The sequence below is a fragment of the Candidatus Limnocylindrales bacterium genome (assembly GCA_035626395.1).
Lineage (GTDB): Bacteria > Desulfobacterota > Binatia > UBA1149 > CAITLU01 > DASPNH01.
In genome coordinates this window covers 655,318-679,067 of record DASPNR010000042.1, presented here as the reverse complement: position 1 = coordinate 679,067, position 23,750 = coordinate 655,318, and the positions used below count along the sequence as shown (strand labels likewise).

The following is a 23,750-nucleotide window of genomic DNA, read 5'->3' as shown; positions in this document are numbered from 1 at the left end:
GCCGTCGAGCCTGTCAAAAAGCCGCCGCGAAGGCCACGCGGCGCGTTGTTGGAGCAGGGCCACGGCCACGCTAGAAGCCGCGGCATGCTGTTCAATCTTCGTGGTCACGTCGCCGTGGTCACCGGCGGCAACGGAGGCATCGGCCTGGGCATGGCCCGCGGCCTGGCCAAGGCCGGCGCGAGCATTGCCGTCTGGGGCCGAAACCTCGAGAAGAACGCCCGCGCCGTGGCCGACCTCGATGCGCTGGGTGCACCGGCAGCCGCCTTCCCCGTCGACGTCGCCGACGAAGCGCAGGTCGTCCGCGCGATGAAGGAGACGCTCGAGCGCTTCGGTCGGGTCGACTCCTGCTTCGCCAATGCCGGCGTCGGCAGGGCCGTCGCCTTCACCGACATGACCGTCTCAGATTGGGACAGCGTTACCGGCATCAATCTGACCGGAGCCTTCCTGACGTTCCGTGAGGCGATCCGTCACATGCGGGCCCGCGGAGGCGGCGGCAAGCTCATCGCCGTGGCATCGATCGGATCGCTGCACGGCATGCCGCGGCAGGCGCATTATTCGGCGAGCAAGGCCGGGATCTGTGCGCTGGTCCGCTCGCTGGCGGTCGAGTGCGCGCGCGACGGCATCCAGGCCAACGCGATCCTGCCGGGATGGATCGAGACCGACATGACCGAGACGGCGCGGGCATGGGAGAAGCTCAGCGAGACGGTCGTGCATCGCACTCCGGCCCGGCGCTGGGGCAGGCCCGAGGACTTCGAGGGCATTGCCGTCTATCTCGCTTCCCACGCTTCGGATTTTCATACCGGCGATACTCTGCGCGTCGACGGCGGCTACGCAATCTTCTGACGACGAGGCTGCAGCGGCCGCTTAGAAAGGCCAAAGGAAGCCGCGACGGGGATGGCGCGTCTTCGGCTCGCTCTGCAATGACGCGGATCGATCGCGATATATGGTTGGGTGAGCGCGGCGGAACGTGTAAAAGAGCCGGAATTTCGCGCTGCTCGAGGTGGGACGCCGGAGCGGTGCGACGGGGGTTAGCAACATGTTCTTTTCTTTTCGCGGCGGCCGCCTGGGCCTCGGTGATGGTGTTCGCACGCGACCGGCCCTGCGCCTCGCAACGATCTCGATGGCCGCCGCGGTCGCGGCCTTCCTTTTCGCAGCACCGTCGCAGTCGCATGCGCAGCCCAGCCTCAGCATGGAGATGCTGACGTGGCACGTCATCGGCCTGGACAGCAACAACCCGGTGTTGCAGGGCCCCGACGAATTCCTGTCCGGCGCCCGCGTCTGCAACACGGGGCCCGATGCCGCCAACGACATCGTCGTCGACTATGTCTTCGACACCGCCAACCCCTACGTCGACATCTCGCCGAAAGGCACGGATCAGCTCACCCAGCCGTTCCTGCTTCCCGGTGCCTGTCAGGACTTCTACTTCCTGCTGCGCGTCAAGCGCACCCCGCTGGCGTACGACACCACGCGCCAGTTCCACATCGAGGTGTCGGCGAGCAATCACGCCACCATCAGCACGCCCACGCCGCGCGAGCTCTACGTCGAGCATCTCATCTCGCAGAACCGCAACGACGTTCTGAGCGTGATCGGCCCGACCGAAGTGTACGTCGGACAGATCGTCAACTACACGGTGCTGTCGGACACGGCCACGCAGGGCTACGAGCAGATCTCCTCGTTCCTGAACTTCTCGAACCTGCTCTTCCAGGTGATGGAAGTGGACGTCACCTACACGGCTCCGCCGGGCGCGACCAATGACCGGGTGTACGCCGACGCGTGCGGCTGGGACGATGCCATCGGTCCCACGCCTCCGACGGGCACCTACCGTTCCTGCAAGGGCCCGATCCAGTACGGGTCGGGCAAGGCGGGCGGCGACCTCCAGACGATCTACAGCATCAAGTTCCTCTCGGCCGGATCGACCAGCGTCATCGAAACGATCTACGACTTCTCCGGCTCCAGCTACCACTACAACGCCGACGTCGGCGTCGACACCGTCAACATCACGACGGATCCGCCGCTCGAGCACATCCAGTTCAACAAGCACTGCGACTTCGACGCGGTGACCCCGGGCGGGACGCTCACCTGCATCATCGAGTACGGCAACAACAGCACCTCGCAGACGTACACCGGCGTCGAGATCAACGAGACCTACGATCCGCGCACCACCTTCGTCAGCGCGGTGCCCGCGCCCGACGCCGGCGACAATCACTGGACCATCGGCACGCTGGCGCCGGGCGATTACGGCGTCATCACGATCCAGCTCACGGTCGACGCCGACCTCAACGACTGCGACATGCTGCTCAACCGCGCCACCATCAACGACGACGTGTCGGCCGCCAACGATCAGCCCGGCGATCCCCCCGGCATGTTCAACTACGCCGAGGTGCTGACCAACGTCGCGGTGGACCAGCCCGGCAGCGCGCTGCTGCGCGTGACCAAGACGGGCGTGCCGGACCCCGAGGTCGGTGCCGGCGCCAACGTCGTCTACACCATCAATTACGAGAACGCGGGTCAGGCCACGTCCTACAACACCGTCCTGACCGACACGCTCGGCGACGGCCTTTCCTTCGTGTCGGCCGTCCCTGCCCCTGCCACCTCGGCGGCTCCCGTGTACACGTGGAACCTCGGAAACCTCGCCCCCGGCGCATCGGGGAGCATCACCGTCACCGCCACCGTCGACAGCTCGCTGCTGACGGCGACCATCCTGCAGAACCAGGTCAACGTCGACGGCAACACCGGCGGGGGCACCAACGACACGTGCGGCCTGCATGCGGCCACCGAGGAGATCCAGTTCGTCCGCGGCGGCGCGCAGGCGCTGGCCGATCTCTCCATCACCAAGAGCGACCTGGTCGCGGACGATCCCAACGTGCAGGGAGGCTCGCTCACCTACACGATGACGGTGACCAACGCCGGGCCCGATGTGGCCACCAATGTCACCGTCACCGATGTGCTCGATACCGATACGACGTTCGCGTCGGCGACCGTGCCGTGCACGCAGGCGCCGGTCGGAACCCTGACGTGCGACCTCGGCACTCTGGCCGTGGGCGCCAGCACCACCTTCTCGATCGCCACGCAGATTTCCGGCACGGCGCCAACCGCCGGAACGCTGCAGGTCAGCCCGTGCAACGGCACCGAGGATCTCTGCAACGTCGCCACCGTCGACGCGGACCAGACCGACCCGACGCCGGGCAACAACACCTCCGACGAGCCGACCGATGTTTCGGCAATCACGAGGGTCTGCGATTTGAGCATCGCCAAGGCCGATCTGGCCGATCCCACCACGGCCGGCGGCACGCTCACCTACGCGATCACGGTGACGAACAACGGCCCCGACAACGCCGCCGACATCATCATCCGCGACCAGCTCGATCCGAACACGACGTATGTGAGCGACACGTTCCCGAGCGGATGCTCCGCCGCCGGTGGCTTCGTCACCTGCCACTACTCCTCCCTGCCGGCCGGCCAGTCCCGTACGCGCAACATCACCGTCAGCGTCAGCCCCACGGCACCGACGGCCAACACGACCGTGTCCACCGGCCCGTGCACGGGCGCCGAGGACCTGTGCAACCGGATCGTCGCCACCTACGGCTCCGACTGCAAGGACACCGAGCAGACCGACAACACGGACTCGGAGCCGACGAACATTCCGCGGCCCAACGCGAACCTGTCGATCACGAAGACGGACGCTCCGTTCGATCCGGTCGATCAGGGTGGCCTGGTCACCTACACGATCACGGTCGGCAACGCGGGCCCCAACGCCTCGCCGGACGTGTTCGTCACCGACACGCTGGATGCCAACACCACCTACATCAGCGACACGGCGCCCAACGGCTGCACCGAAGCTCCGGCCGGCACGCTGACGTGCCAGCTCGGCGCGCTTGGCGTCAGCGCCTCGACGAGCTTCACGGTCACGGTCCTCGTCAGCGGCACCGCGCCGACCGCGGGCACGACGCAGACCGGTCTGTGCTCGGCGGCCGGCGTCGACATCTGCAACACGGCCGTCGTCTCGGCCCTCTCCACCGCGGACCCGACGCCCGGGAACGACACGGCTACGCAGCCGACCAACGTGCTGGCGGTGACGGCCGACCTTTCCATCATCAAGAGCGACGCCAGCGATCCCATCCGCGAAGGCGACGTGCTGACCTACACCTTCCAGGTCACGAACAACGGCCCGAACACGGCCAACAACGTCGAAGTCGTGGACGTCCTGGATCCGAACGAATTCTATCTCGAGGACACCGCCTCGGGAGGCTGCATCGAGGATCCGTTCGGAACCGTCACCTGCAGCCTGGGCAGCCTGGCCAACGGGCAGACGGCCAATTTCACGATGGCCGTGTTCGCGCCCACCGGCGTGCCGACGGCCGGCGCGCTGCAGCTCGACCCGTGCGACGGCAGCGAGGATCTCTGCAACAACGTCACGGTCTCGGCTTCCACGACGGACACGAACCTGGCCAACAACAGCGACGACGAGCCCACCGACGTCGAGCCCGCCGAGGCCGACGTCATGATCACCAAGACCGACGTCACCGACCCCGTCGCGATCGGTGGCGATGCATTCTATACAATCGTCATCAGCAACCCGGGGCCCGACGACGCGCAGGACGTGGTGGTCACCGACACGCTGGACCCCAACACCATCTACCTCAGCGACGACTTCGGGTGCGTCGAATCGCCGCCGGGAACGCTGACCTGCGATCTCGGCGCCATGCTGGCCGGCCAGTCGCACACCATCGAGGTGCGCGTCAACGTCGATCCGGCCGCCCCCACCGCCGGCACGCTGCAGGCCAGCCCGTGCAACGGCAGCGAGGACATCTGCAACAACGTCACCGTGGCCACGAGCACCGTCGATCCTGACCCGAGCAACAACAGCGACGACGAGCCCACCAACGTCATCGTGGCGGAGGCCGACCTTCAGATCGACAAGAGCGACGTCGGCAGCGATCCGGTTCTGGAAGAGGGACAGGTGACGTACACCATCACCGTCACCAACGCCGGTCCTGACCAGGCAGACGCCGTCGAAGTCACCGACGTGCTCGACGCCGACACCTCCTACGTCAGTGATACCGCCTCCGGCGGATGCGTCGAGGCGCCGGCGGGCACCCTGACCTGCGACCTCGGCAATCTCGCCGTCGGCTCGACCAGCTTCACCGTCACGGTCGACGTGGATCCGGGCGCGCCCACGGCCGGCACGACTCAGAACGGCAGCTGCCCGGCCGCCGGCGTCGACCTCTGCAACGAGGTCGAGGTCGATTCGGCCACACCTGACCCGGCCCCGCTCAACAACACGGCGGACGAGCCGACCAACGTGGTCCCGCCGAGCGCCGACGTGTCGGTGAACAAGACCGACTCGGGCAGCAGCGTCTCCCCGGGCAGCAACCTCACCTACACGATCAACGTCGCCAACGCCGGCCCGCAGCAGGCCAGCAACGTCACGGTGGTCGACACGTTGGATCCAAGCACCACGTTCGTCAGCAGCACCGGCTCGTGCATCGAGGCGCCGGCGGGCGTGCTCACCTGCGACCTCGGTGACATGGCCGCGTCGGCATCCGCGAGCTTCACCGTCACGGTGGCGGTGGATTCCAATGCGTCCGAGTCGGGCACGCTCGAGAACGGCTCGTGCAACGGCACCGAGGATCTCTGCAACGAGGTCGAGGTCAGCGCCGACGAGGACGATCCCGACCCGAGCGACAACGACGACGATGAGCCTTCCGACGTCGCCACGCCCACGGGTACGCTGTCGCTGACCAAGACGGATGATCCGGACTCGGTGCAGCCGGGCGGAACGCTCACGTACACGATCACGATCTCGAACCCGAGCAACGTGCCTCTGGACAACGTCGAGGTGCGGGAAACGTACGATCCGCGCACCACGTTCGTGTCGGCCGTTCCGGCGCCCGACATCGGCGATAACCGCTGGCTGTTCGGCACGCTGCTGCCGGGGGACGTCGAAACCATAACCATCACGACCACGGTCGATGCGGGCCTGGCCGACTGCACCGTGCTGACCAACACGGCGGTGATGAGCGCCGACGGCGAAGACGATACGCAGGTCGAGGAAGAGACGACCGTATCGGTGCCAGCGGCCAATCGCGCCCGGCTCGCGGTCGACAAGAGCGCGGATCCGGCCTCGATTCCGGCCGGCGGAATCATCACCTACACGGTCACGGTGCGGAACACCGGCGCGTCCACGGCCTACGACGTGGTGCTGAGCGATGTCCTGCCCGACGGCGTCACCTACCAGAACGCGCTGCCGGCGCCGGATCAGCAGTCGGGCCAGTCGGTGCAGTGGGACGTTGGAGACCTGCCGCCGGGCGGCGCCGAGACCTATCAGATCTTCGCCGAGGTCGACGGCAATGCCGACGACGGCACGGTGTTTGAGAACACGGCGCATGCCGAAGGCGAGACCGGGCCGGGCACCAACGACAGCTGCGGCCTGGCCGCCGAAGGTACGGCGTCCAATTCGACCAGCGGCCCCGGCACCGACTGCAACATCGTCATGCGCAAGCGCCACGTCGGCATCACGCAAGCGGGCAACGAGATCGTCTACCGCTGCCTGTGGTGCGACCCGTGCGTGGACGCGCATGGCGTCACCATCATCGATCAGGTGCCCGAAGGCCTGGAGATCGTATCGGTCAGCTCGCGCGATCCGTTCACGATCGACCACACGACGAATCAGGTCCGCTTCGAGATCCCGCGCCTGTCGGCGGGACGCGCAGGCCAGGCCTACATCACCGTGCGCATTCCCGAGGGCACCAACCCCGGCGTCGTCCTGGAGAACGTCATCGAGTTCAAGGACGCGGCGCTGCGCGAGAAGACGGGCACGGACGTGGCGGTCGTCGAGGGCCGGAACACGACCACGAGCACCAGCCGGACGCCTTCGCTGAGCGTCACCGGCAGCAAGCGTGCGACCGAGGGCGGCGCCGTCAACGTGACGTTGCGCTACCGCAACGTGGGCGAGACCAGCACGGTGACCGCACTGGTGAACGAGTCGGTCTCGGTCACGCGAGCCATTCCGCCGCCGAGCGTGCAGTCGGGCTCGCTCCTGGTGTGGAATAACGTCGGCACCGCGGGCGTGATCAAGATCCGCGGCCAGGCGCGCATTCCGGATGCGGACGCGCGCGGCGCCGTCGCCTCGATGGACGTCTCGCTGCGCGACAGCACGAGCGGGCAGGTGATGCTGAGCGGCCTCGACACGGCCGTCGTCGAGTCGCTGACACCGACGGAAACGCCGACCTCGCCGCGCGCGCTGACGGCGAGCATGACGGGCGCGCGCTACGTGGCGCCCGGCCTGAGCACGCAGCTCATGTTCCGCTACCGCAACCTGGCCACGGCCAGCGAAGCGGTGATCACGCTGCCGACCGGTCTGACGTTCGAATCGTCGATCCCGGCGCCGAGCAAGATCGTGGGCAACCAGCTCACCTGGAGCGCGGTGCAGCCGGGCAGCGGCACGATCAAGATCCGCGCCGTCACCGACGCCAATCTGGCGCCGGGCACGACCCTGGCGGTAGGCACGACGCTGCTGACCGATACCGCCGGCACCGTCGCCGACGAGCACCAGATGGTCGTGCGCTGACCGTTGGTCGACCGGCCGGTTCGGGCGCCTGCAAGCGCGGCCCGAGCCGGCCGCTCCTCGGTCGCTCAGCAGCCGCCTTGGCAGCGGCTTGTCTGCCTCCGTAGAACCTGTTCTACTCGATCGACCCGCCGGCCGGCCCCGCGCCGTCGGGCGCGGTCGACCGGCACGGCCCACTGCGCCGCGCCAGCGGCGGCCATCGACCGCAGGAGCGAGCAATGATCGACCTCGGCTATCTGAGCTTCGACGGCGACAATCACTATTACGAGCCGCGCGACGCCTTCACCCGCTTCATCGAGCCCAGGCACCGCGACAAGGCGGTGCGCGTGGTCCGCGACGGCTCCGGTCGCGAGCGCATCCTGGTCGGCACCAAGCCGTTCACGTTCCTGGCCGACATGGAGCTGAACTTCGACGTCACGCTCAAGCCCGGCTCGCTGCGAGACTACCTGCGCTACCTGACCGGAGAGAACGCGGGAGGCGACGACGGCGTCAAGGAGCCCGTGCAGCCCGCGTACGTCAATCGCGACGCGCGCCTGGCGCTGATGGACAGGCAACGCCTCGAGTCCAGCCTTCTGTTTCCCACGCTCGGCGTGTGCGTCGAGCACTTCATGAAGGACGACATCGAGCAGAGCTACGCCAACCTGCGCGCGTTCAACCGTTGGCTGGACGAGGACTGGGGCTTCGACTACCGCGGCCGCATATTCGCGGCGCCGATCATGTCCCTGCTCGATGTCGACGAAGCGGTCAGGGACCTCGAGTGGGCGCTTTCGCGCGGTGCGCGCATCATCGGCATGCGTCCGGGGCCGCAAGGCGGCAGGTCGCCGGCCGACCCGCTCTTCGATCCGTTCTGGGCGCGGGTCAACGAAGCCAGGCTTGCCGTCGCGTTCCACGTCAGCGAGTCCGGCTACAACGAGATGATGTCGGTGCACTGGGGCGAGCAGCCCAATCCGAGCTCGCACAGCCAGTCGGCGTTCCAGTGGTGCAACTTCTACGGCGACCGTCCCATCATGGACACGGTCTCGGCCCTGATCTTCCACAACCTGTTCGGCCGCTATCCCAACATCCGCGTCCTCAGCGTCGAGAACGGCTCGCTGTGGGTGCCCTACATCCTCAAGGCGATGGACAAGATGAAGGGCATGGGACGCAACGGCCCCTGGATCGGCGGTCGCTGGCATGGCCGGCCGAGCGAGGTGTTCCGCCAGCACATCTACGTCTCGCCCTACCACGAGGAGGACATCGTCGCTCTGGGCAACCTGATCGGCATGGACCGCGTCGTCTTCGGATCGGACTACCCGCATCCCGAAGGACTCAGCGACCCGGTCGATTTTGCGCGCGGCCTGGAGAAGCTCGGCGCGGCCGAGCAGAAGATGATCATGCGCGACAACCAGCGGCGGCTGGTCGGGCTCGATTCCTGATCGGAAGGCCCGCGCGGCGCACGCATCCGTTCGCAGCTGGCAGCAGAAAGGAGACCTCATGGCCGGAGAGTTTGCGGGAAGGGTCGCGCTGGTCACGGGCGGTGCAGGCGCCGGCATCGGCAGCCACACGGTTCGCCGCCTTGCAGCCGAGGGCGCGGCCGTGGCGGTCGTCGACATCCACGAGCGTCGCTGCCATGCCGTGGCCGAGGAGATCGCCTCCGAGCTCGGCGCCTCCGTGCGACCCTACCCCGGCGACATCGCCGACCGCGAGCGCATGCAGGAAGTGGTCGCGCAGGTGCACGAGCAGCTCGGCCCCATCGACGTTCTGGTCAACAATGCCGCCGAGAACGTCCTCGCTCCGATACGCGAGTTTTCCATGCAGGACTGGGACCGCGTGCTCGACGTCGATCTGACCGCGGCCTTTCACCTGATCCGCCTTCTGCTGCCGGGCATGATCGAGCGCCGCCGCGGCAGCATCGTCAACGTCGCTTCGATCGCCGGCTGGCTGGGCGATGCCAACGAAGGGCGCGAGGCGCCGTACGCTTCTGCCAAATCGGCGATGTTCTCGCTCACCCGCAGCGTCGCCTTCGAAGGCGGCCCCTACGGCGTGCGATGCAACGCGGTGGCGCCGGGGCTGATCTGGTCGAAGTTCGTCGCGCGCTATGCCGACCAGTTCCAGAAGGAGATCGATCGCACGCCGCTGCGGCGCTTCGGGCAGCCGCAGGAGGTTGCCGAGCTCATCGCCTTCCTGGCCTCCGACCGCTCGGCCTTCATCACCGGCGAGGCGGTCAACATCAGCGGCGGCTGGTACATGCGGCCTTGAGCGGCGCGGATTCTTCGTCAACCACCGTGCAGGCCGCATCGCGGCGCGCCCGCGCCTTCGCCGCGATCGCCGCCATCGCCGCGGCACGCATCGCGGCCGCGGCTGCCGCCGCAGGAGCGGCGTGATGAACGTGCTTTCCGATCTCGTGCGCGAGCGCTGCCTGATCCTGCCGCAGGCGCGGCCCCGCATCCCCGGCGATGCTCCGCAGAGCGTCGCCGCGGTTCTGGAGCGCGGCCTGCGAAACTGTCCGCAGCGCGAGGCGCTGGTCGGCCGCCATTCGCGCTACACCTACGCCACGCTCGACCGCGCCGCCGATCAGGCGGCTGCGGCGCTATGGGAGCTGGGCGTGCGGCCGGGCGACCGCGTCGCGGCCTGCACCGGAAACCATCCCGACATCGTCATCGCCTTTCTCGGCTGCATGCGCCTCGGGGCGATCTGGGTCGGCATCAACCGGCCGCTGGCTGCACCCGAGAAGGCCTACATGCTGGCCGATTCGGAAGCGTGCCTGTTCCTCGGCGAACGCGCGATGTGCGAGCAGGTACGCGCGCGGCGCCACGATGTGCCGTCGTTGCGGCACGTCTGCGAGCTGGAAGCCGGCGACGGCGGGTGCGAATGGCACCGCCTGCTGGCCCACGCCACGTCGCCGGCACCGAAAGTCGACATCGATCCCTTCGCTCCGGCCGCGATCGCGTACACGAGCGGCACGACGGGTTTTCCGAAAGGCGCGGTTCACAGCCAGCACAACCTGCTGATCCCCGGTGCCGTTGCTGCCGCCACGGCCGCCTATCCGCAGGGGCAGATCCAGGGCGTGCTGCTGCCGCTGACGATCCTGAACCTGATGGTGCTGGTGCCGCTGCTGGCCTTCCAGATCCAAGGCTGCTGCGTGTGCATGGACCGGATCGACGCGGTCGGCGTTGCCGAGTGGGTGCGCAGCGAGCGGATCGGCCACTTCGCCGCCGTACCCGCGATCTACCACGACCTGCTGACCAATCCGCAGGTCGACCGCAACGACCTGGCCACGCTCGTGCGCCCCGAGGTCGGAGGCGCCGAGTGCCCGCCCGCGTTCCTTCAGCTCTACCGCGAGCGCTTCGGAGCCGACGTTTCCATCGGCTACGGCATGACCGAGGCTCCCACCGCCGTCACCCGCTCCCTCGGCGATCGTCCGCCAACGCCCGGCCTGATCGGGCGACCGCTGCCGCAAGTGGAGATCCGCCTGCTCGACGGTGACGGCCGCGACGTCGCACCTGGCGAGGTCGGCGAGATCTGCGTGGCTCCGGCCCGAGACGGCCTCTTCGCCGGCGTCTACACGCCAATGCTCGGGTACTGGGGCAAGCCGCAGGAGACCGCCAAGGCCCTTCGCGACGGCATCCTCCACACCGGCGACCTCGGCGCCGTCGGCGAAGACGGCGATCTTTACATTCGCGGCAGACGCAACGAGCTGATCCTGCGCGGCGGCGCCAACGTCTATCCGGCCGAGATCGAGCGGGTGGTGCATCAGGACCCGCGCGTAGCGGCGTGCGCGGTCCTCGGGATCCCCGACGAGCGGCTCGGCGAGCGCGTCGTTGCCGCCGTACAGCTGGCCGAAGGCGCATCGGTGACGGAGGAGGAGCTGCGCGAGCGATGCGCCGCCGAGCTGGCGCGATACAAGATTCCCGAGCGTTTCTACTTCGTGGCATCGCTGCCGCGAAACTCCATGGGCAAGATCGTCAAGCGCGACCTGCGCACCCAGCTCGGGCTGGTCTGAGGGACGGCGCCGCGTGGAAGCGACCTTCAGCGTCGTTTCGCTGCTCGGCGCGGCCGGCGGCGCCGGCGAGCCTTCCTCGCCGCTGGCGCGCGCCCGCGACATCGTCGCCTCCGTTCTCGAGCCGGGGGACGAAATCGCCAAGACCCTGACCGACTCCACGATCTTCGTGTCCCGCTCGCCGGCCGCCGCCGTCGAGCTCGTCCGCCGTGCGCTTCCGCGCCTGCTCGCGCAGCCGGACCTGGCCTTCCGCGTTGCGCTTCATCATGGCGAGGCCGTGCGGCGCGGCGGCCAGTGGTTCGGCAGCAGCATCAACATCGCCGCGCGCATCGGCGCCGAAGCGCGCCGCGGGCAGGTGGTGGCCACGGATCAGGTTGCGCGCCATGCGCGCGAAGCCGGCTGCTTCGTCCAGGAGCTGGGACTGGTCGAGCTGCCCAACGTCGTGACGCCGGTGCAGGTCTTCCTGCTCGAACTGGAGGCCGCCGTCGAGACGCTGCCCTGCGATCCCGTCTGCGGCGCCATCGTCGATCCGCGCGCTGCCGTCGGGCACGTGCGCCACGAAGGCGCCGATCACTTCTTCTGCTCTCTGGATTGCGTGGCTGCTTTCGCCGCCGATCCCCAACGCTACCGCGCGAGCTGAGCACGAGCAGAAACGGCCAGTCCCTTGGGGGACTGGCCGTTTCGTCATGGCGAATGAGGATCGCGCTGCCGCTTACGGCACCGTCGGCGCCGACGGCGTGCACTCGGAGGGAACGAACGTCAGCTTGACCGCCGTGATCGTCGCGCTCAGGAACTGCGCGTCGTTGACGTCGCGTCGCACCGGGATGGGCGACGTGTTCGTCATCGTCACGAACTCGTCCTGAGCAGGCGGCAGATTCGTGAAGGTTCCGACCAGCGTCATGGGCACGTCGTGGTGCAGGAACTCGTGAATCTGCTGCGTCTCGCTGAGCGCCGCCTTGATCTCGGCGTGGATGAACGCCGTGACCGTGGCGGTGCCGGTACCCTGCAATCCGTACGGCTTGACGTCGAACGTGCCCTGCGGGTTGCCGGGGTTGTTCTCCCGGATCGTACCGATCGACGGATGCGGCTCGATGTGCGGGTAGATGCCGCCCGAGCCGCTGCCCGAAAGCGGGATGCCCTCTTCCGGATACAGCTTGACCTTGCTGTAGTTCTCGCCGGTCTCGTCCTCGACGCTGAAGTCGATGTTGGTGATCTCGACGTCCACGATCTCGTTGCGGCCCGAGCCAGGCGCGTCGCGCAGCGTGGTCAGATCGACCTTGACCGTCACCGAGCCGACGCCCTTGATCTGCTGGTCGCCGCCCAGCGTCGGCACGTTGAGCGTCACGTCGACGCAGGCACCCGGGAACGTCCAGATGAGCACGCCCGGCTGCGTCGTGGTGGTGGTCGTCGTGGTGGTCGTGGAGGTCGTCGTCGTGCTGGACGTGGTGGTCGTCGTCGTGTCCAGCGTCGTCGTGGTCGTGTCGAGCGTGGTCGTGCTCGTATCCAGCGTCGTCGTGCTGGTATCGAGGGTGGTGCTGGTGGTGGTAGGCGGCGCGCTGCCCGGCGGGCAGCTGTAGTTGGCTTCGCCGTCGTCGTGGACGTCGCAATCCGCGGACAGGCCATCGATGCCGTTCAGCCCGATGCAGGTACGGCACTGGACGGTGCGGTTCAGGCACTCGCCGAAGGCGAGGACGCCGACGGAGTCGTTGCAGACGCCGCCGAAGATCTCGTCGAGCTGCATGACGTCGCACGCGCCGAGGGTATCGAGCATGAACGTGGTCATCGCCTTCTCGACCAACTCGTTGGAGTCGCTGGTGATCTGACCGAGACACGCCTCCAGGTCTTCCTCGGAATCAATCGAGCCGAGGCTCAATCCCGTCTTCTTGCAGGCCAGAAATGCCTTGCTGACGGTGGAAGCGACGCGGCCATAGTCGCGCGCGACGGTGTCGCGGCAGAGGCGGCTGGCGGCGTCCGTGGCCATGGGCGCGCTGCCGGTCAGGAAGTCACTCCCGAAGATGTCCTCGGCCAGGTTGCGCTCCTGCAGCAATGCCGCAGCGTTGGCGAGCAGGCCGGAGGTGAAGCCGAAGTCGGGCGGATCCGCGGTGCAGTACGAGGCGTTGGCGATGGAAGCCAGCTTCTCGGCGGCGCTACCGATGCGGCCGCGCTCGTCGCGGGTGACGCAGTCGAGCACGTTCTGGCCGCTCAGCGCGAAACGCAGACACTCCTCGGCCGTCTTGCGCGCCGCCGACTGCACCTTGGCCGCCGCCTTGTTGACGCCGGTGATGCACTTGGTCTGGTTCTTGGTCTGCAGCTGGGCCGCCGCCGGCGTCGCCATCGCGAGCGCCAGCCCGGCGGCCAGACTGCCGATCGTTACCTTGTACGAACGATGCATTGGTCCTCTCCCCCCGTTCCTTCCGTCACTGAACCCGCATGTAGACGCCCATGAATCCGGTCGTACCGACACGCTCGATCTCCACCGGAGTCGGCGTGACTCCGAGGAACGACGGCAGCGGGAAGGACCCCAGCGCGCTGCCGAGCGACGGGATCGCCGGCAGCAACAGGGAGAGCAGCTGGTCGCGAATCTGCGTCTCGCTCGCGCCCAGCGGATTGGCCAACAGATGCAGCGTCACGTCATCCTCGGTCGGCGTGCCGATCGAGGGGACGAGCGTGTTGCCTGGACCGATGTTCATGTCGAAGGTCGTCTCCATGTCGGCAGCGATCTCGCCGTAGACGACATTGCCCGGTCCGAGCACCAGCACCTGGATGTGCGAGATCTTCAGGACCGCCAACTCGCCTGCCGGGCCGGTCTGACCGGTCAGGATCGGCGCGATGGTCGGCACCAGCTTGATGCGCAGAGGCGTGTCCTCGGGCAGCTGGCCGAACTCCGGAATGATCAGCGACACCAGGCCCGCCGTGATGGGCTGAACGCCGGTGCCGGCGACGATCTCGATCTCGCTGATCTCCGTCTGCAGCAGACCCGACTGGATCTGCGACGCCAGCACCTGGTTGAAGGCCGAGTCGTTGATGACGAGGGCCAGACCGTAGGACTGACCGCCCGGCGAAGTCGCCGACGCCAGCTGCGACTGCGGGAAGGTCGAGTTGACCTTCAGCGTGCGCGAGAACACCGGAGCGCCCGGCGCCGTGGTCTTCGGCGTCATGACGGCGTTGGAGCCGAGCGTGATGCCGTTGACGTCCTCGGGCAGCGAGAACAGCGGCGTCGACAGGTTGACCCCGAACGCGTCGCCGATGGGGCCCGCCAGCGTGATGGCCGCCAGCGCGTCTTCGATCGCCTGCGCGATCGGCGCGTCCTGGGCGCCGCCGCCATCGGGGTCCTTCAGGAAGTCCTTGATGCCGTCGGTAACCATGTCCTTCGCGTCGCCAACGGCCAGGTCGATGATGAACGTCTGGAAGCCGGTGCCGCCGCAGTCGAGGTTACGACGATAGTTCGTCCACACCACGTTGTTGTCGCTGGCGAGGTTGACGTTGATGTCGCCGGTGACGTTCGGCGCATTCGGCTCGAGCGTGTAATCGGCGATGACGTTCACGCGGTCGGCCGAGATGTTGAGGTAGTCGCAGTGCGACGTGATGCCGGTGATCGTCGTCCACAGGTCGATGTCCACCGAAATGCCGTTGATCCGCACGTCGCCGGAGACGTAGTTCGTCTGCGAGTTGACGTCCACCCCGAACCCGGTCGAGCTGGCACGCTTGATCCGCGCCGTGGCCCTGGCGATGCAGCCGAGGAAAGAGTCCTGCACGCACACGTTCTCCATGATCGACGTGCCGGGCGGGATCAGGGTATTGAGGTCCAGATTGACGCCGCTTTCGAGCACCGGCTCGAGCGCGTTGAAGCCGGTGTCCGTGATTCGCAAGCCCACGCTCTGCGGCACCGACCCGCCCATCGTGTAGGAATCGCCCCAGATCACGACGTTGCGGTCACGCGCGACGAAGCCGGTCGCGTTCTGCGTCAGCTCGGCACGGATGCCGTTGAAGATCAGCGACGAGCTCAGCGGAATGCTCGCCGAGAACGTGCCGTTCGAATTGATAGGCACCGTGATCCCGTTGATCTTCAGCGACACGCTGGAGATCGGGTTCGCAGTGACGGTACCGCTGGCCGTGGTGCTGCTCGCCGTGGTGAAGCTGCCGTGCGTCGGCGCGGAGAGAGCGACGTTGATGGGATTGCAGGTACCGCCCACCGCATTGCCGTCAAAGCCCGGCTTGCACGCGCAGCTGTAGGTTCCGGGCAGGTTGGTGCAGTTGGCGTTGACCGAGCAGTTGTTGCCACTGCCCTGGCCGAAACACTCGTTCTGGTCAGTGCACGTGACGCCGTTGCCCGAGAACCCGGTCAGGCACGAGCACGAGAAGCTGCCGGCGAGGTTGGTGCAAGTCGCATTGACGCTGCAGTTGTCGGTGTTGAGCGCGCACTCGTTGATGTCGGTGCAGGTGACGCCGTTGCCGCTGAAACCGGCCTTGCACGCGCAGGAGAACGTACCCTGCAGGTTCGTGCACGTGCCGTTGGCGGAGCAGTTGTTGCCGCCGTTCTCGCCGATGCACTCGTTGAGGTCGGTGCAGGTGACGCCGTTGCCGGCGAAGCCCGCGTTGCAGGCGCAGGAGAACGAGCCGATCAGGTTGGTGCACGAGCCGTTGGCGGAGCAGTTGTTGGCTCCCGTGACGCACTCGTTGATGTCGACGCAGCTCACGCCGTCGCCGGCGTAGCCCGGCTTGCAGGTGCAGAGGAAGGAGCCGGCGACGTTGGTGCAGGTGGCGTCGGCCGAACAGTTGTTGCCGCTGCCTTCTCCGAGGCACTCGTTCTGGTCGGAGCAGCTGAAGCCGTCGCCCTCGTAGCCGGCCTTGCACGCGCAATCGTAGCCCCCGGGCTTGTTGGTGCAGGTGGCGTTGGCGTGGCAGTCGTTGTTGGCGGCCGAGCGGCACTCGTTGATGTCCGTGCACTCGGTGCCGTCACCCCGGTAGCCGTCGTTGCAGGTGCACTGGAAGCCGACTTCTTCATCCGTGCAGGAGGCGTTGGCGTCGCAGTCGTGGCCGCCACCCTCGCCTTCGCACTCGTTCGCGCGGGGATCGACGCAGCTGCGATCGACCTCGCCGTTGTCGAAAACGTCGCAGGGCTCCATCACGCCGTCGACCGCGTTGATCGCGATGCAGGTGCGACACGAGATCCGCTCCTGGACGCAGGTCAGGAAGTCCGGAGCGTCGGCGCATTCGCCGGGAAACGCAGCGGCGATGTCGACGACCGAGCAGCGCTTGACGACATCCTTGGCGAGCTTGAGGAACGCTTTCTGGATGCGGCCGTCCGCATCCTCGGCGATGGCATCGAAACATTCCTGCAGTCCCGCGGCCGACGTGATGCGACCTACGCCCAGGCCGTCGGTCTTGCAGGTGATGAATGCGCGCATGCGCTCGCTGACCAGGCGCCGGTAATTCTTGGCCACGGCCGCCTGGCAGCGCGAGCCTGCGCGGTCGATGAGCGGAAGGATCGCGCCGGGCTGGTCGAGGCCGAAGATCTCCGTTGCGAGCTGGATCTCCTGACCCAGCACCGCGTCGGTGACGTCCTGCGCCGTGGAGTAGCCGAAGTCGGGGGTGTCGAGGCACGTGCGAAGCTCGGAATCGGATGCTGCGGCGATGACCTGCTGCAGCTTTCCGGAGGGAGCGGCGATGCAGTCGGCAACGCTCATGCCCGGAGGGAGGAGGCCTGCCTGCGCATTGGCGATGCAGGTCAGGACCTGCAGGCGCTGCTCGGAGCCGATGGACTCCGCTGCCCGATTCATCGCCAGGATGCATGCGCGCTGATCCGCAGTCTGGATCTGCGCTTGCGACGGCGTCGCCAGGCCGATCATTAGAGCGACCGCAAGCGTCGACGCACTCAAGCGCAGCAGGCGTTGGGAAGTGACTTCGTGACCCATGGGCCCCCCAAGTTTTTAAGTAGAACGGCCGGCCGCGTGCCCCTCGCACGACGGGCGGGCAGAGTGCCCCCTGGCACTCCCGTCCCTTTTGCTCGGTCTAAGGAGTGTTTAGCAAATTAACGGACGCGTTGGGAAGGGATACCGGCCCCCTCAATCGCAAGGCTGCACATTTCTCCAATAGACGGGTGCAGGATTGTCGGTCGGAAGCCTCGGCCAGATACCCGTGCCGCCCGAATCCCGCAGTGACCGCCGTTCATTCAGCCTCGTCCTGCGACGCCTGCCTGTCTCACCAAGTGTCTCAATCGCGAACCTGCTCTGACGCCAACACTGACGCAAGCCGGGCCATGGAGAACGTGCGCATGTCGCGGCACGGGCAGTCGCGGCGTGCCCGCGTCGGCACGGAGGACATGCGCATGTCGCGGCAAGGGCAGTCGCGGCGTGCCCGCGTCGGCACGGCGGACATGCGCATGTCGCGGCAAGGGCAGTCGCGGTGTGCCCGCGTCGGGCCGGAGTCGCCCGCCACGGCACGGCGAGCCCGGTGTTTCCCGCGAACGCGCCCATCGCCGCCGAACGCGCTGCCGGTATGGTGGCTCCGGCGGGGAGGCCGCGGCGCGCCGCCGCCGGCGCCGCCCAATCCCGTCAGCCGATAGACAACGGACCGTCGCCGCCTATAATGGCGCCCGATTGAAACACGTTCTAGCCCGGCGATGCCGCCGCGCGAGGAAGCCATGACCCGCATCACCCTGCCCCCCTATCCCAATGGCTGGTTCAACATCTGTTACTCGCATGAGCTCGAGGCTGGGCAGATCAAGGCGGTGCGAGCGCTCGGCCGCGACTTCGTCGTCTTCCGCGGCGAGGGCGGCACCGCCCACGTCCTGGACGCCTACTGCCCGCACCTCGGCGCCCATCTCGGCGTCGGCGGCAAGGTCGAAGGCGACAACATCCGCTGCCCCTTCCACGCCTGGTGCTGGTCGGGAGAGAGCGGCCAGTGCGTCGACATCCCCTATGCGAAGAGGATCCCGCCCCGGGCAGCCATCGGCAAGCCGGTCGTGCGCGAGCAGAACGGCTTCATCATCATCTGGAACCATGCCGAGGGCGCAGCGCCGCAGTGGACGCCCGAGATGATTCCCGAAACCTCCAGCCCCGACTACCACGTGCTCGGCCGCCGGCAGTGGGAGCTGACCTCGCATCCGCAGGAGCTGTACGAGAACGGCTTCGACGTGGCCCACTTCGGCACGTTGCACAAGATGAACGTGCGCGGGGTCATCTACGACACCGAAGGTCCCATCTGTAAGCTGCACCTGGACTTCGAGCGCGACGCCGCCGCGCAATCCAGCGCCGAGGGCCTTGCCACCATCCGCTCGTTCATGTTCGGCCCGGGCCTGTCGCTGACGCGCGTCAGCGGCCTGATCGAAGGCGTGTCGGTCCAGTCGCTGACGCCCATCGAGCCCGAGCGCATGCTGCTCACGCACAACTACTACGTGCACAACAGCTCCAACCCTGAAACGGCGGCGGGCTTCTACGACTACTACGCCAAGGACTGGGAGCTGGACATGCCACTGTGGAACAACAAGCTGTTCCGCGACAAGCCCGTGCTCGCCGAGGGCGACGGCGACATCTCGAGGTTCCGGAAGTGGTACCGGCAGTTCTACTCGACGCCAGTCGAAGTCGCGTTCTGATCTGAGCGGTCGCCCGGGACGGTGGCTGCCGAGGCCGCCGTTCCTTCCTTCCGATCGAGCCCGCCTTCAGCGCGGCGGCATGCGCAACGCGCCGTCCAGACGGATCGTCTCGCCGTTCAGGTACGCGTTCTGGATGATCGCGCACGCCAGCTGCGCGTACTCCGCCGGGCGGCCGAGGCGCTGCGGAAACGGAATGCCCGCAGCCAGCGCCTTGCGCGCCTCCTCGGGAAGAAGCGCCAGCATCGGCGTGTCGAAGGTGCCAGGGGCGATCGTGTTGCAGCGGATGCCGTCGCGCGACAGGTCGCGCGCCACCGGCAGCGTCATGCCGACCACGCCCGCCTTCGACGCCGAATAGGCCACCTGGCCGATCTGTCCATCGAATGCCGCCACCGAAGCGGTATTGATGATGACCCCGCGCTCGCCTTCGGCGTTCGGCTCGTTGCCGAGCATCCTGGCCGCCGCAAGGCGCATCACGTTGAACGTGCCGATGAGGTTCACCTCGATCGTCTTGGCGAACAGCGCCAGCGGGAACGTCCCGCCCTTGCCGGCGGTCTTCATCGCCGTCCCGATGCCGGCGCAGTTGACGCAGACGTTGATGTTGCCGAATGCGGCCGCGGCCTTGTCGAGCGCCGCCGTCACCTCTTCCTCGCTCGCGACGTCGGCAGGCGCGAAGATCGCCTGCTCGCCGAGCCTGGCGGCGACCTGCTCACCGTCGGAGCGTGCGAGATCCAGGATGGCGGCACGCCCGCCGCCCTGCAGAATGGCCTCGACGGTGGCCAGCCCGAGTCCGGAAGCGCCTCCAGTGACGACGGCGATGGTATCGGCAAGTTGCATACGAGATCTCCTCCTCGAGATGGGACCGCGGCGGGCGCGCGAGGGTAGCAAGCCGGTGTCTCCGAGCAACCCGCGCCTGTTGCACGGGTGGCGAAGGTTGATAGTCGTGTCTCGCCATCGAGGCGGCGGAGAAACGACATGAGTGAGAACGTCGGCCGTCAGCTCCTGCAGGGCTGGCTGCGAAGCAAGCCTGACAACTACTACACCTGCAACGCCAACCTCGACCGCCTGCTCGCGTTGTTCGCCGGTGCGGGCGAGGCCGACGCCATGCGGTCGCGGCTGCGCGACTTCGGGGGCGTGCTCGCCAGCAAGGTCGATCCGCTGGTCGTCGACTGCGAGCGCGTCGAGAACCTGCCGCGGCTGCGCGGCTGGTCGGGCATCGGCGAGCTGACCGAGGAAGTCGAGTTCCACCCTTCGTACCGCGAGGCCGGCAGGCACATCTGGCGTAGCGGGATCATGGCGATCCAGGCCAAGCCTGGACGCAACCTGGAGCAGGCAGCCATGATCTACCTGCTCGCACACATGGGCGAAGGCGGCCATGCGTGCCCCGTCGCCTGCACCTCGGGCCTGATCAAGGCGCTGCAGGTGCACGGGACGCCCGCGCTCCAGGAGCGCTTCCTGACACGGCTGCTCGATCCCGACTACGACCGCGCGCACATGGGCTCGCAGTTCATGACCGAGGTGCAGGGCGGCTCCGACGTCGGCGCCAACGTGGTCGAAGCCACGCCCGATCCGGAGCGCGAAGGCATGTGGCGGGTCCGCGGCGAGAAGTGGTTCTGCTCGGTGGCCAACGCCGATCAGTTCTTCATCACGGCCCGCGTCGCCGGCGGCAGACCCGGCACCGCCGGCCTCGGTGCCTTCCTGGTTCCGCGCCGCACGGACGACGGCGCCATCAACGGATTTCGCATCCGCCGGCTGAAGAACAAGCTCGGCACTCGCGCGATGGCCAGCGGAGAGATCGACTTCCAGGGTGCGCTCGCCTACCCCATCGGGCGTCTGGAGGATGGCTTCAAGATCGCCGCGGGTCTGGTGCTGAACACCTCACGCTGGGTCAATGCGCTCGGATCCACCGGCGTCATGCGCCGCGCCTACATCGAAGCGGTGACCTATGCGGCCGCTCGCAAGGCGTTCGGCAATCCGATCGGCCGCTATCCGATGGTGCGCGAGACGCTGGCCGCGATGAAGTGCGAAGAGCAGGCCGCGCTCTCCTCCACCCTGTTCCTCACCACGTTGATCGACAAGGTCGAGACCTCCACCGCCGATCAGCATGAGCTGAGCCTGTATCGCTTCCTCGTCAACGCCAACAAGTACATCACCTCCATCGCCGCCAGCGACGTCGCGCATGCCGCGCTCGAGGTGCTCGGCGGCAACGGCGCGATCGAGGATTTCTCGCCGGTGCCGCGGCTGCTGCGCGACAACTTCGTGTTCGAGAGCTGGGAGGGCACGCACAACGTGCTGTGCATGCAGGTGCTCAAGGACAGCGCCAAGCTGGCGCTGCTGCCCAACGTCTACGACGAGATCACGACGGTGCTCGAGAGCCTCGAGAACGCCGAGCTGCGCGCCGAGGTGCCGCCGCTGGTCGAAACGCTGAGCGATCTCGGCGGCCGCATGACGCGCTCGCTGACGGTGCCCGAGTACGGCGCAACCCACTTCCGCCGGCAGCTCACCGAGATGTCGCGCCTGTTCCAGGCATCGCGCCTGCTATGGGAGGCCGATCGCGAGATTGCGCTCGGGAATGGCAGCAGCAAGACGGCGGTGGCGCAGCTGTTCATCCGGCGCCATCTGCTACCCGCGTACCGGCCCGATGCCGACCCTGCCTGGAACTCGCGCATCGACGCGGTCCTGGCCGAGGACCTGAAGCTGGAGCACTGATGCGGGCGAGGCACACCGCACTGGCGGCAGCCCTCGTCGCGTGCGGCATTGCCGCCTGCGCGTCGCGTCCGCCCGTGCCGCCCGGCGCGACGCAGGCGGCCGAGACGGTGCAGACGCGGTCGCCCGGCGAACGGCAAGCCGCAGCAGCAGTGCAAGCGGCGGCGCCCGCGCGGGTCGCCGGCACCGCGACGGCCACCGACGGCACGCGGATCTACTACGAACGCATCGGCAAGGGTCCGGCGATCGTGTTCATCCACGGTCTCGGCGGCAATCACGCGGTGTGGTTCCAGCAGGTCGCACACTTCGCGCCGACCCACACGGTGCTGACGCTGAGCCAGCGCGGCTTTGCGCCCTCGGGCCCCGCACACGGCAGATTCGACGTCGGTGTGCTGGTGCAGGACCTGACGGCGGTGATGGATGCTGCCGGGATCGGCCAGGCCGTCATCGTCGGGCAATCGATGGGCGGATGGACCGCGCTCGGCATGGCGCTGCGCAATCCGCAGCGCGTACGCGGCCTGGTTCTGGCCGACACGGTGGCCGGCATCAGCGACGATCACATCGCCGCCCACCATCGCCGCATGGTCGAGCAGGCGCGCGCGCTGTCCGCTTCGCCGCCGCCGCTGGGCGTCCACCCTGCCCTCGATGCGGAGTTCAGTCGCTCGCGGCCCGACCTCGGCTATCTCTACCAGGCGCTGAGCACGTTCGGCTCGCCCAGGCCCGGCGAGATCGCGTCGCAGCTGGCGGCAGCGCGCGCCGAGGCCGCGGCGCTGAAGGCCAATCGCGTGCCTGCGCTGTTCCTGGTCGGCAGCCGCGACCGCATCTTCCCTCCCGCCATCATCCGCCGCGCCGCCTCCCACCTGCCATCCTCGCGCGTGCAGGAGATCGAGGGCGGGCACTCGCCGTACTTCGAGCAGCCGGCGCAGTGGAACCGCGCCGTGGAGGATTTCGTGTTCGGACTCGGCCAGGCCGCAGAGCCGGTCACCCGCTGATGTTGCAGCGTTGGCGCTCGCGCAGACGGGCCGGTGTTCGCCGTCCGCGCCGCGCGCAGTGGGCAACGGCCGCGTCGTGCGGTCTCAGTCGTCGAGCTTGAACGGCAGACCGACGGCCTCGGTCAGGAACTGCATGAACGGCGCCAGCGCCTGGAACGAGCGCGTGACCTCGCCGGCGAATTCCTTCGACTGGATCGCCTTCGGCTCCACGCTCTGGACGGCGAAGAAGCTAGTGCGTTTCAGGTCCTCGATCAGCGGGTGAAGAGGATCGATGCCCACCGGCGCCCGCTTGAGCGCGTCGCCTTCGACACCACCGAAGCGGCGGCGGAAGGCGGGCGCGCGCGTGATCCTCTTCCATTCGTCGGGCTCGTCGATGATGCGGGCGCGGATCTGCTGCAGCACCGGGCTCGGCGGCCGCCAGATCCCGCCGCCGAAGAAGACTTCGTCCGGTGCAACGTGCACGTAGAATCCCGGAGCGTGCGCGTCCTTGCCCGCCATGTGGCGGAACTGGCACGCCGCGTGGTCCTTGTACGGCGTCTTGTCGTGGCTGAAGCGCGTGTCGCGATAGATGCGGAACATCGATCCGCCCATCGGCCGTGCGTCGGCGACGAAGCAGTCGGCGATACGGCCGAGCGGCAGGTCCATCGCCGAGATGAAAGCCAGCATCGGCGCCTGCACGCTGGTGCGGTAGCGGTCCTTGTTGGCGTTGAACCACTCGCGCTCGTTGTTCTTCTTGAGCTCGCGAAAGAAGCGGAGGAAGTCGGCGGGAAATCCTTCGAACGCGCCGGGCCGGGCCGTCTGCGGCGCCTGCGTCTTGCCGCGTACCGGCGACGCCTTCCGCTGCGCCGCGCGCCGTGTGGACGTCTCTCCCGCCTTGGCGGCCGTCTTGCCTGTGGCCATGAAGGATCTCCTCGT

13 protein-coding genes are annotated in these 23,750 nt (G+C 67.7%); 9 read left to right on the top strand and 4 right to left on the bottom strand.

All coding sequences use genetic code 11. The features are described 5' to 3' along the window. Positions 1 to 84 precede the first annotated feature (84 nt). The 6 genes from VEC57_18545 to VEC57_18520 all read left to right on the top strand — a co-directional run bounded on the left by VEC57_18545 (position 85) and on the right by VEC57_18520 (position 12,186). Positions 85 to 843 carry an SDR family oxidoreductase gene (locus VEC57_18545; GenBank protein HYC01141.1) on the top strand — a complete coding sequence of 253 codons (759 nt, stop codon included), beginning with the start codon at positions 85 to 87 and terminating at the stop codon, positions 841 to 843. Positions 844 to 1,120: 277 nt separating this feature from the next. Continuing rightward, positions 1,121 to 7,570 carry a hypothetical protein gene (locus VEC57_18540; protein ID HYC01140.1) on the top strand — a complete coding sequence of 2,150 codons (6,450 nt, stop codon included), beginning with the start codon at positions 1,121 to 1,123 and terminating at the stop codon, positions 7,568 to 7,570. 215 nt (positions 7,571 to 7,785) lie between these two features. After that, positions 7,786 to 8,982 (top strand): amidohydrolase family protein, encoded by a 1,197-nt coding sequence (locus VEC57_18535; protein ID HYC01139.1) that lies wholly within the window; start codon positions 7,786 to 7,788, stop codon positions 8,980 to 8,982. 58 nt (positions 8,983 to 9,040) lie between these two features. Next, entirely contained in the window at positions 9,041 to 9,805 is a 765-nt protein-coding gene (locus VEC57_18530) for an SDR family NAD(P)-dependent oxidoreductase (GenBank protein ID HYC01138.1), read from the top strand. A 124-nt stretch (positions 9,806 to 9,929) separates the two neighbouring features. Continuing rightward, complete coding sequence (locus VEC57_18525; protein ID HYC01137.1) at positions 9,930 to 11,549, top strand: AMP-binding protein; 1,620 nt, start codon at positions 9,930 to 9,932, stop codon at positions 11,547 to 11,549. Between the two features lie 13 nt (positions 11,550 to 11,562). After that, entirely contained in the window at positions 11,563 to 12,186 is a 624-nt protein-coding gene (locus tag VEC57_18520; GenBank protein HYC01136.1) for a hypothetical protein, read from the top strand. A gap of 72 nt (positions 12,187 to 12,258) precedes the next feature. On the opposite strand, the gene VEC57_18515 is transcribed toward VEC57_18520, so the two are convergent. After that, positions 12,259 to 13,938 (bottom strand): hypothetical protein, encoded by a 1,680-nt coding sequence (locus VEC57_18515; protein HYC01135.1) that lies wholly within the window; start codon positions 13,936 to 13,938, stop codon positions 12,259 to 12,261. Positions 13,939 to 13,963: 25 nt separating this feature from the next. After that, positions 13,964 to 17,326, bottom strand: a complete 3,363-nt coding sequence (locus VEC57_18510) for an EGF domain-containing protein (protein ID HYC01134.1) — start codon at positions 17,324 to 17,326, stop codon at positions 13,964 to 13,966. A gap of 863 nt (positions 17,327 to 18,189) precedes the next feature. Here VEC57_18510 and VEC57_18505 point away from each other — a divergent pair. After that, on the top strand, positions 18,190 to 19,140 hold the full coding sequence (locus VEC57_18505) for a Rieske 2Fe-2S domain-containing protein (GenBank protein HYC01133.1): 951 nt from the start codon (positions 18,190 to 18,192) through the stop codon (positions 19,138 to 19,140). Positions 19,141 to 19,206: 66 nt separating this feature from the next. Here the strand turns inward: VEC57_18505 and VEC57_18500 are convergent, their stop codons facing one another. After that, entirely contained in the window at positions 19,207 to 19,974 is a 768-nt protein-coding gene (locus VEC57_18500) for a 3-hydroxyacyl-CoA dehydrogenase (protein ID HYC01132.1), read from the bottom strand. A 138-nt stretch (positions 19,975 to 20,112) separates the two neighbouring features. On the opposite strand from VEC57_18500, the gene VEC57_18495 reads away from it, so the two are divergent. Both VEC57_18495 and VEC57_18490 read left to right on the top strand, forming a co-directional pair. Continuing rightward, positions 20,113 to 21,846, top strand: a complete 1,734-nt coding sequence (locus VEC57_18495; protein HYC01131.1) for an acyl-CoA dehydrogenase family protein — start codon at positions 20,113 to 20,115, stop codon at positions 21,844 to 21,846. Next, on the top strand, positions 21,846 to 22,835 hold the full coding sequence (locus VEC57_18490; GenBank protein ID HYC01130.1) for an alpha/beta hydrolase: 990 nt from the start codon (positions 21,846 to 21,848) through the stop codon (positions 22,833 to 22,835). The genes VEC57_18495 and VEC57_18490 overlap by 1 nt, the downstream gene beginning before the upstream one ends. 84 nt (positions 22,836 to 22,919) lie before the next feature. Here the strand turns inward: VEC57_18490 and VEC57_18485 are convergent, their stop codons facing one another. Next, entirely contained in the window at positions 22,920 to 23,735 is an 816-nt protein-coding gene (locus VEC57_18485; GenBank protein HYC01129.1) for a DUF2461 domain-containing protein, read from the bottom strand. Positions 23,736 to 23,750: the final 15 nt, after the last annotated feature.

Coding starts and splice junctions, on each gene's coding strand:
- VEC57_18545 (HYC01141.1), top strand. CDS start 85: ATGCTGTTCAATCTTCGTGGTCACGTCGCCGTGGTCACCGGCGGCAAC.
- VEC57_18540 (HYC01140.1), top strand. CDS start 1,121: ATGGCCGCCGCGGTCGCGGCCTTCCTTTTCGCAGCACCGTCGCAGTCG.
- VEC57_18535 (HYC01139.1), top strand. CDS start 7,786: ATGATCGACCTCGGCTATCTGAGCTTCGACGGCGACAATCACTATTAC.
- VEC57_18530 (HYC01138.1), top strand. CDS start 9,041: ATGGCCGGAGAGTTTGCGGGAAGGGTCGCGCTGGTCACGGGCGGTGCA.
- VEC57_18525 (HYC01137.1), top strand. CDS start 9,930: ATGAACGTGCTTTCCGATCTCGTGCGCGAGCGCTGCCTGATCCTGCCG.
- VEC57_18515 (HYC01135.1), bottom strand. CDS start 13,938: ATGCATCGTTCGTACAAGGTAACGATCGGCAGTCTGGCCGCCGGGCTG.
- VEC57_18510 (HYC01134.1), bottom strand. CDS start 17,326: ATGAATCGGGCAGCGGAGTCCATCGGCTCCGAGCAGCGCCTGCAGGTC.
- VEC57_18505 (HYC01133.1), top strand. CDS start 18,190: ATGACCCGCATCACCCTGCCCCCCTATCCCAATGGCTGGTTCAACATC.
- VEC57_18500 (HYC01132.1), bottom strand. CDS start 19,974: ATGCAACTTGCCGATACCATCGCCGTCGTCACTGGAGGCGCTTCCGGA.
- VEC57_18495 (HYC01131.1), top strand. CDS start 20,113: ATGAGTGAGAACGTCGGCCGTCAGCTCCTGCAGGGCTGGCTGCGAAGC.
- VEC57_18490 (HYC01130.1), top strand. CDS start 21,846: ATGCGGGCGAGGCACACCGCACTGGCGGCAGCCCTCGTCGCGTGCGGC.
- VEC57_18485 (HYC01129.1), bottom strand. CDS start 23,735: ATGGCCACAGGCAAGACGGCCGCCAAGGCGGGAGAGACGTCCACACGG.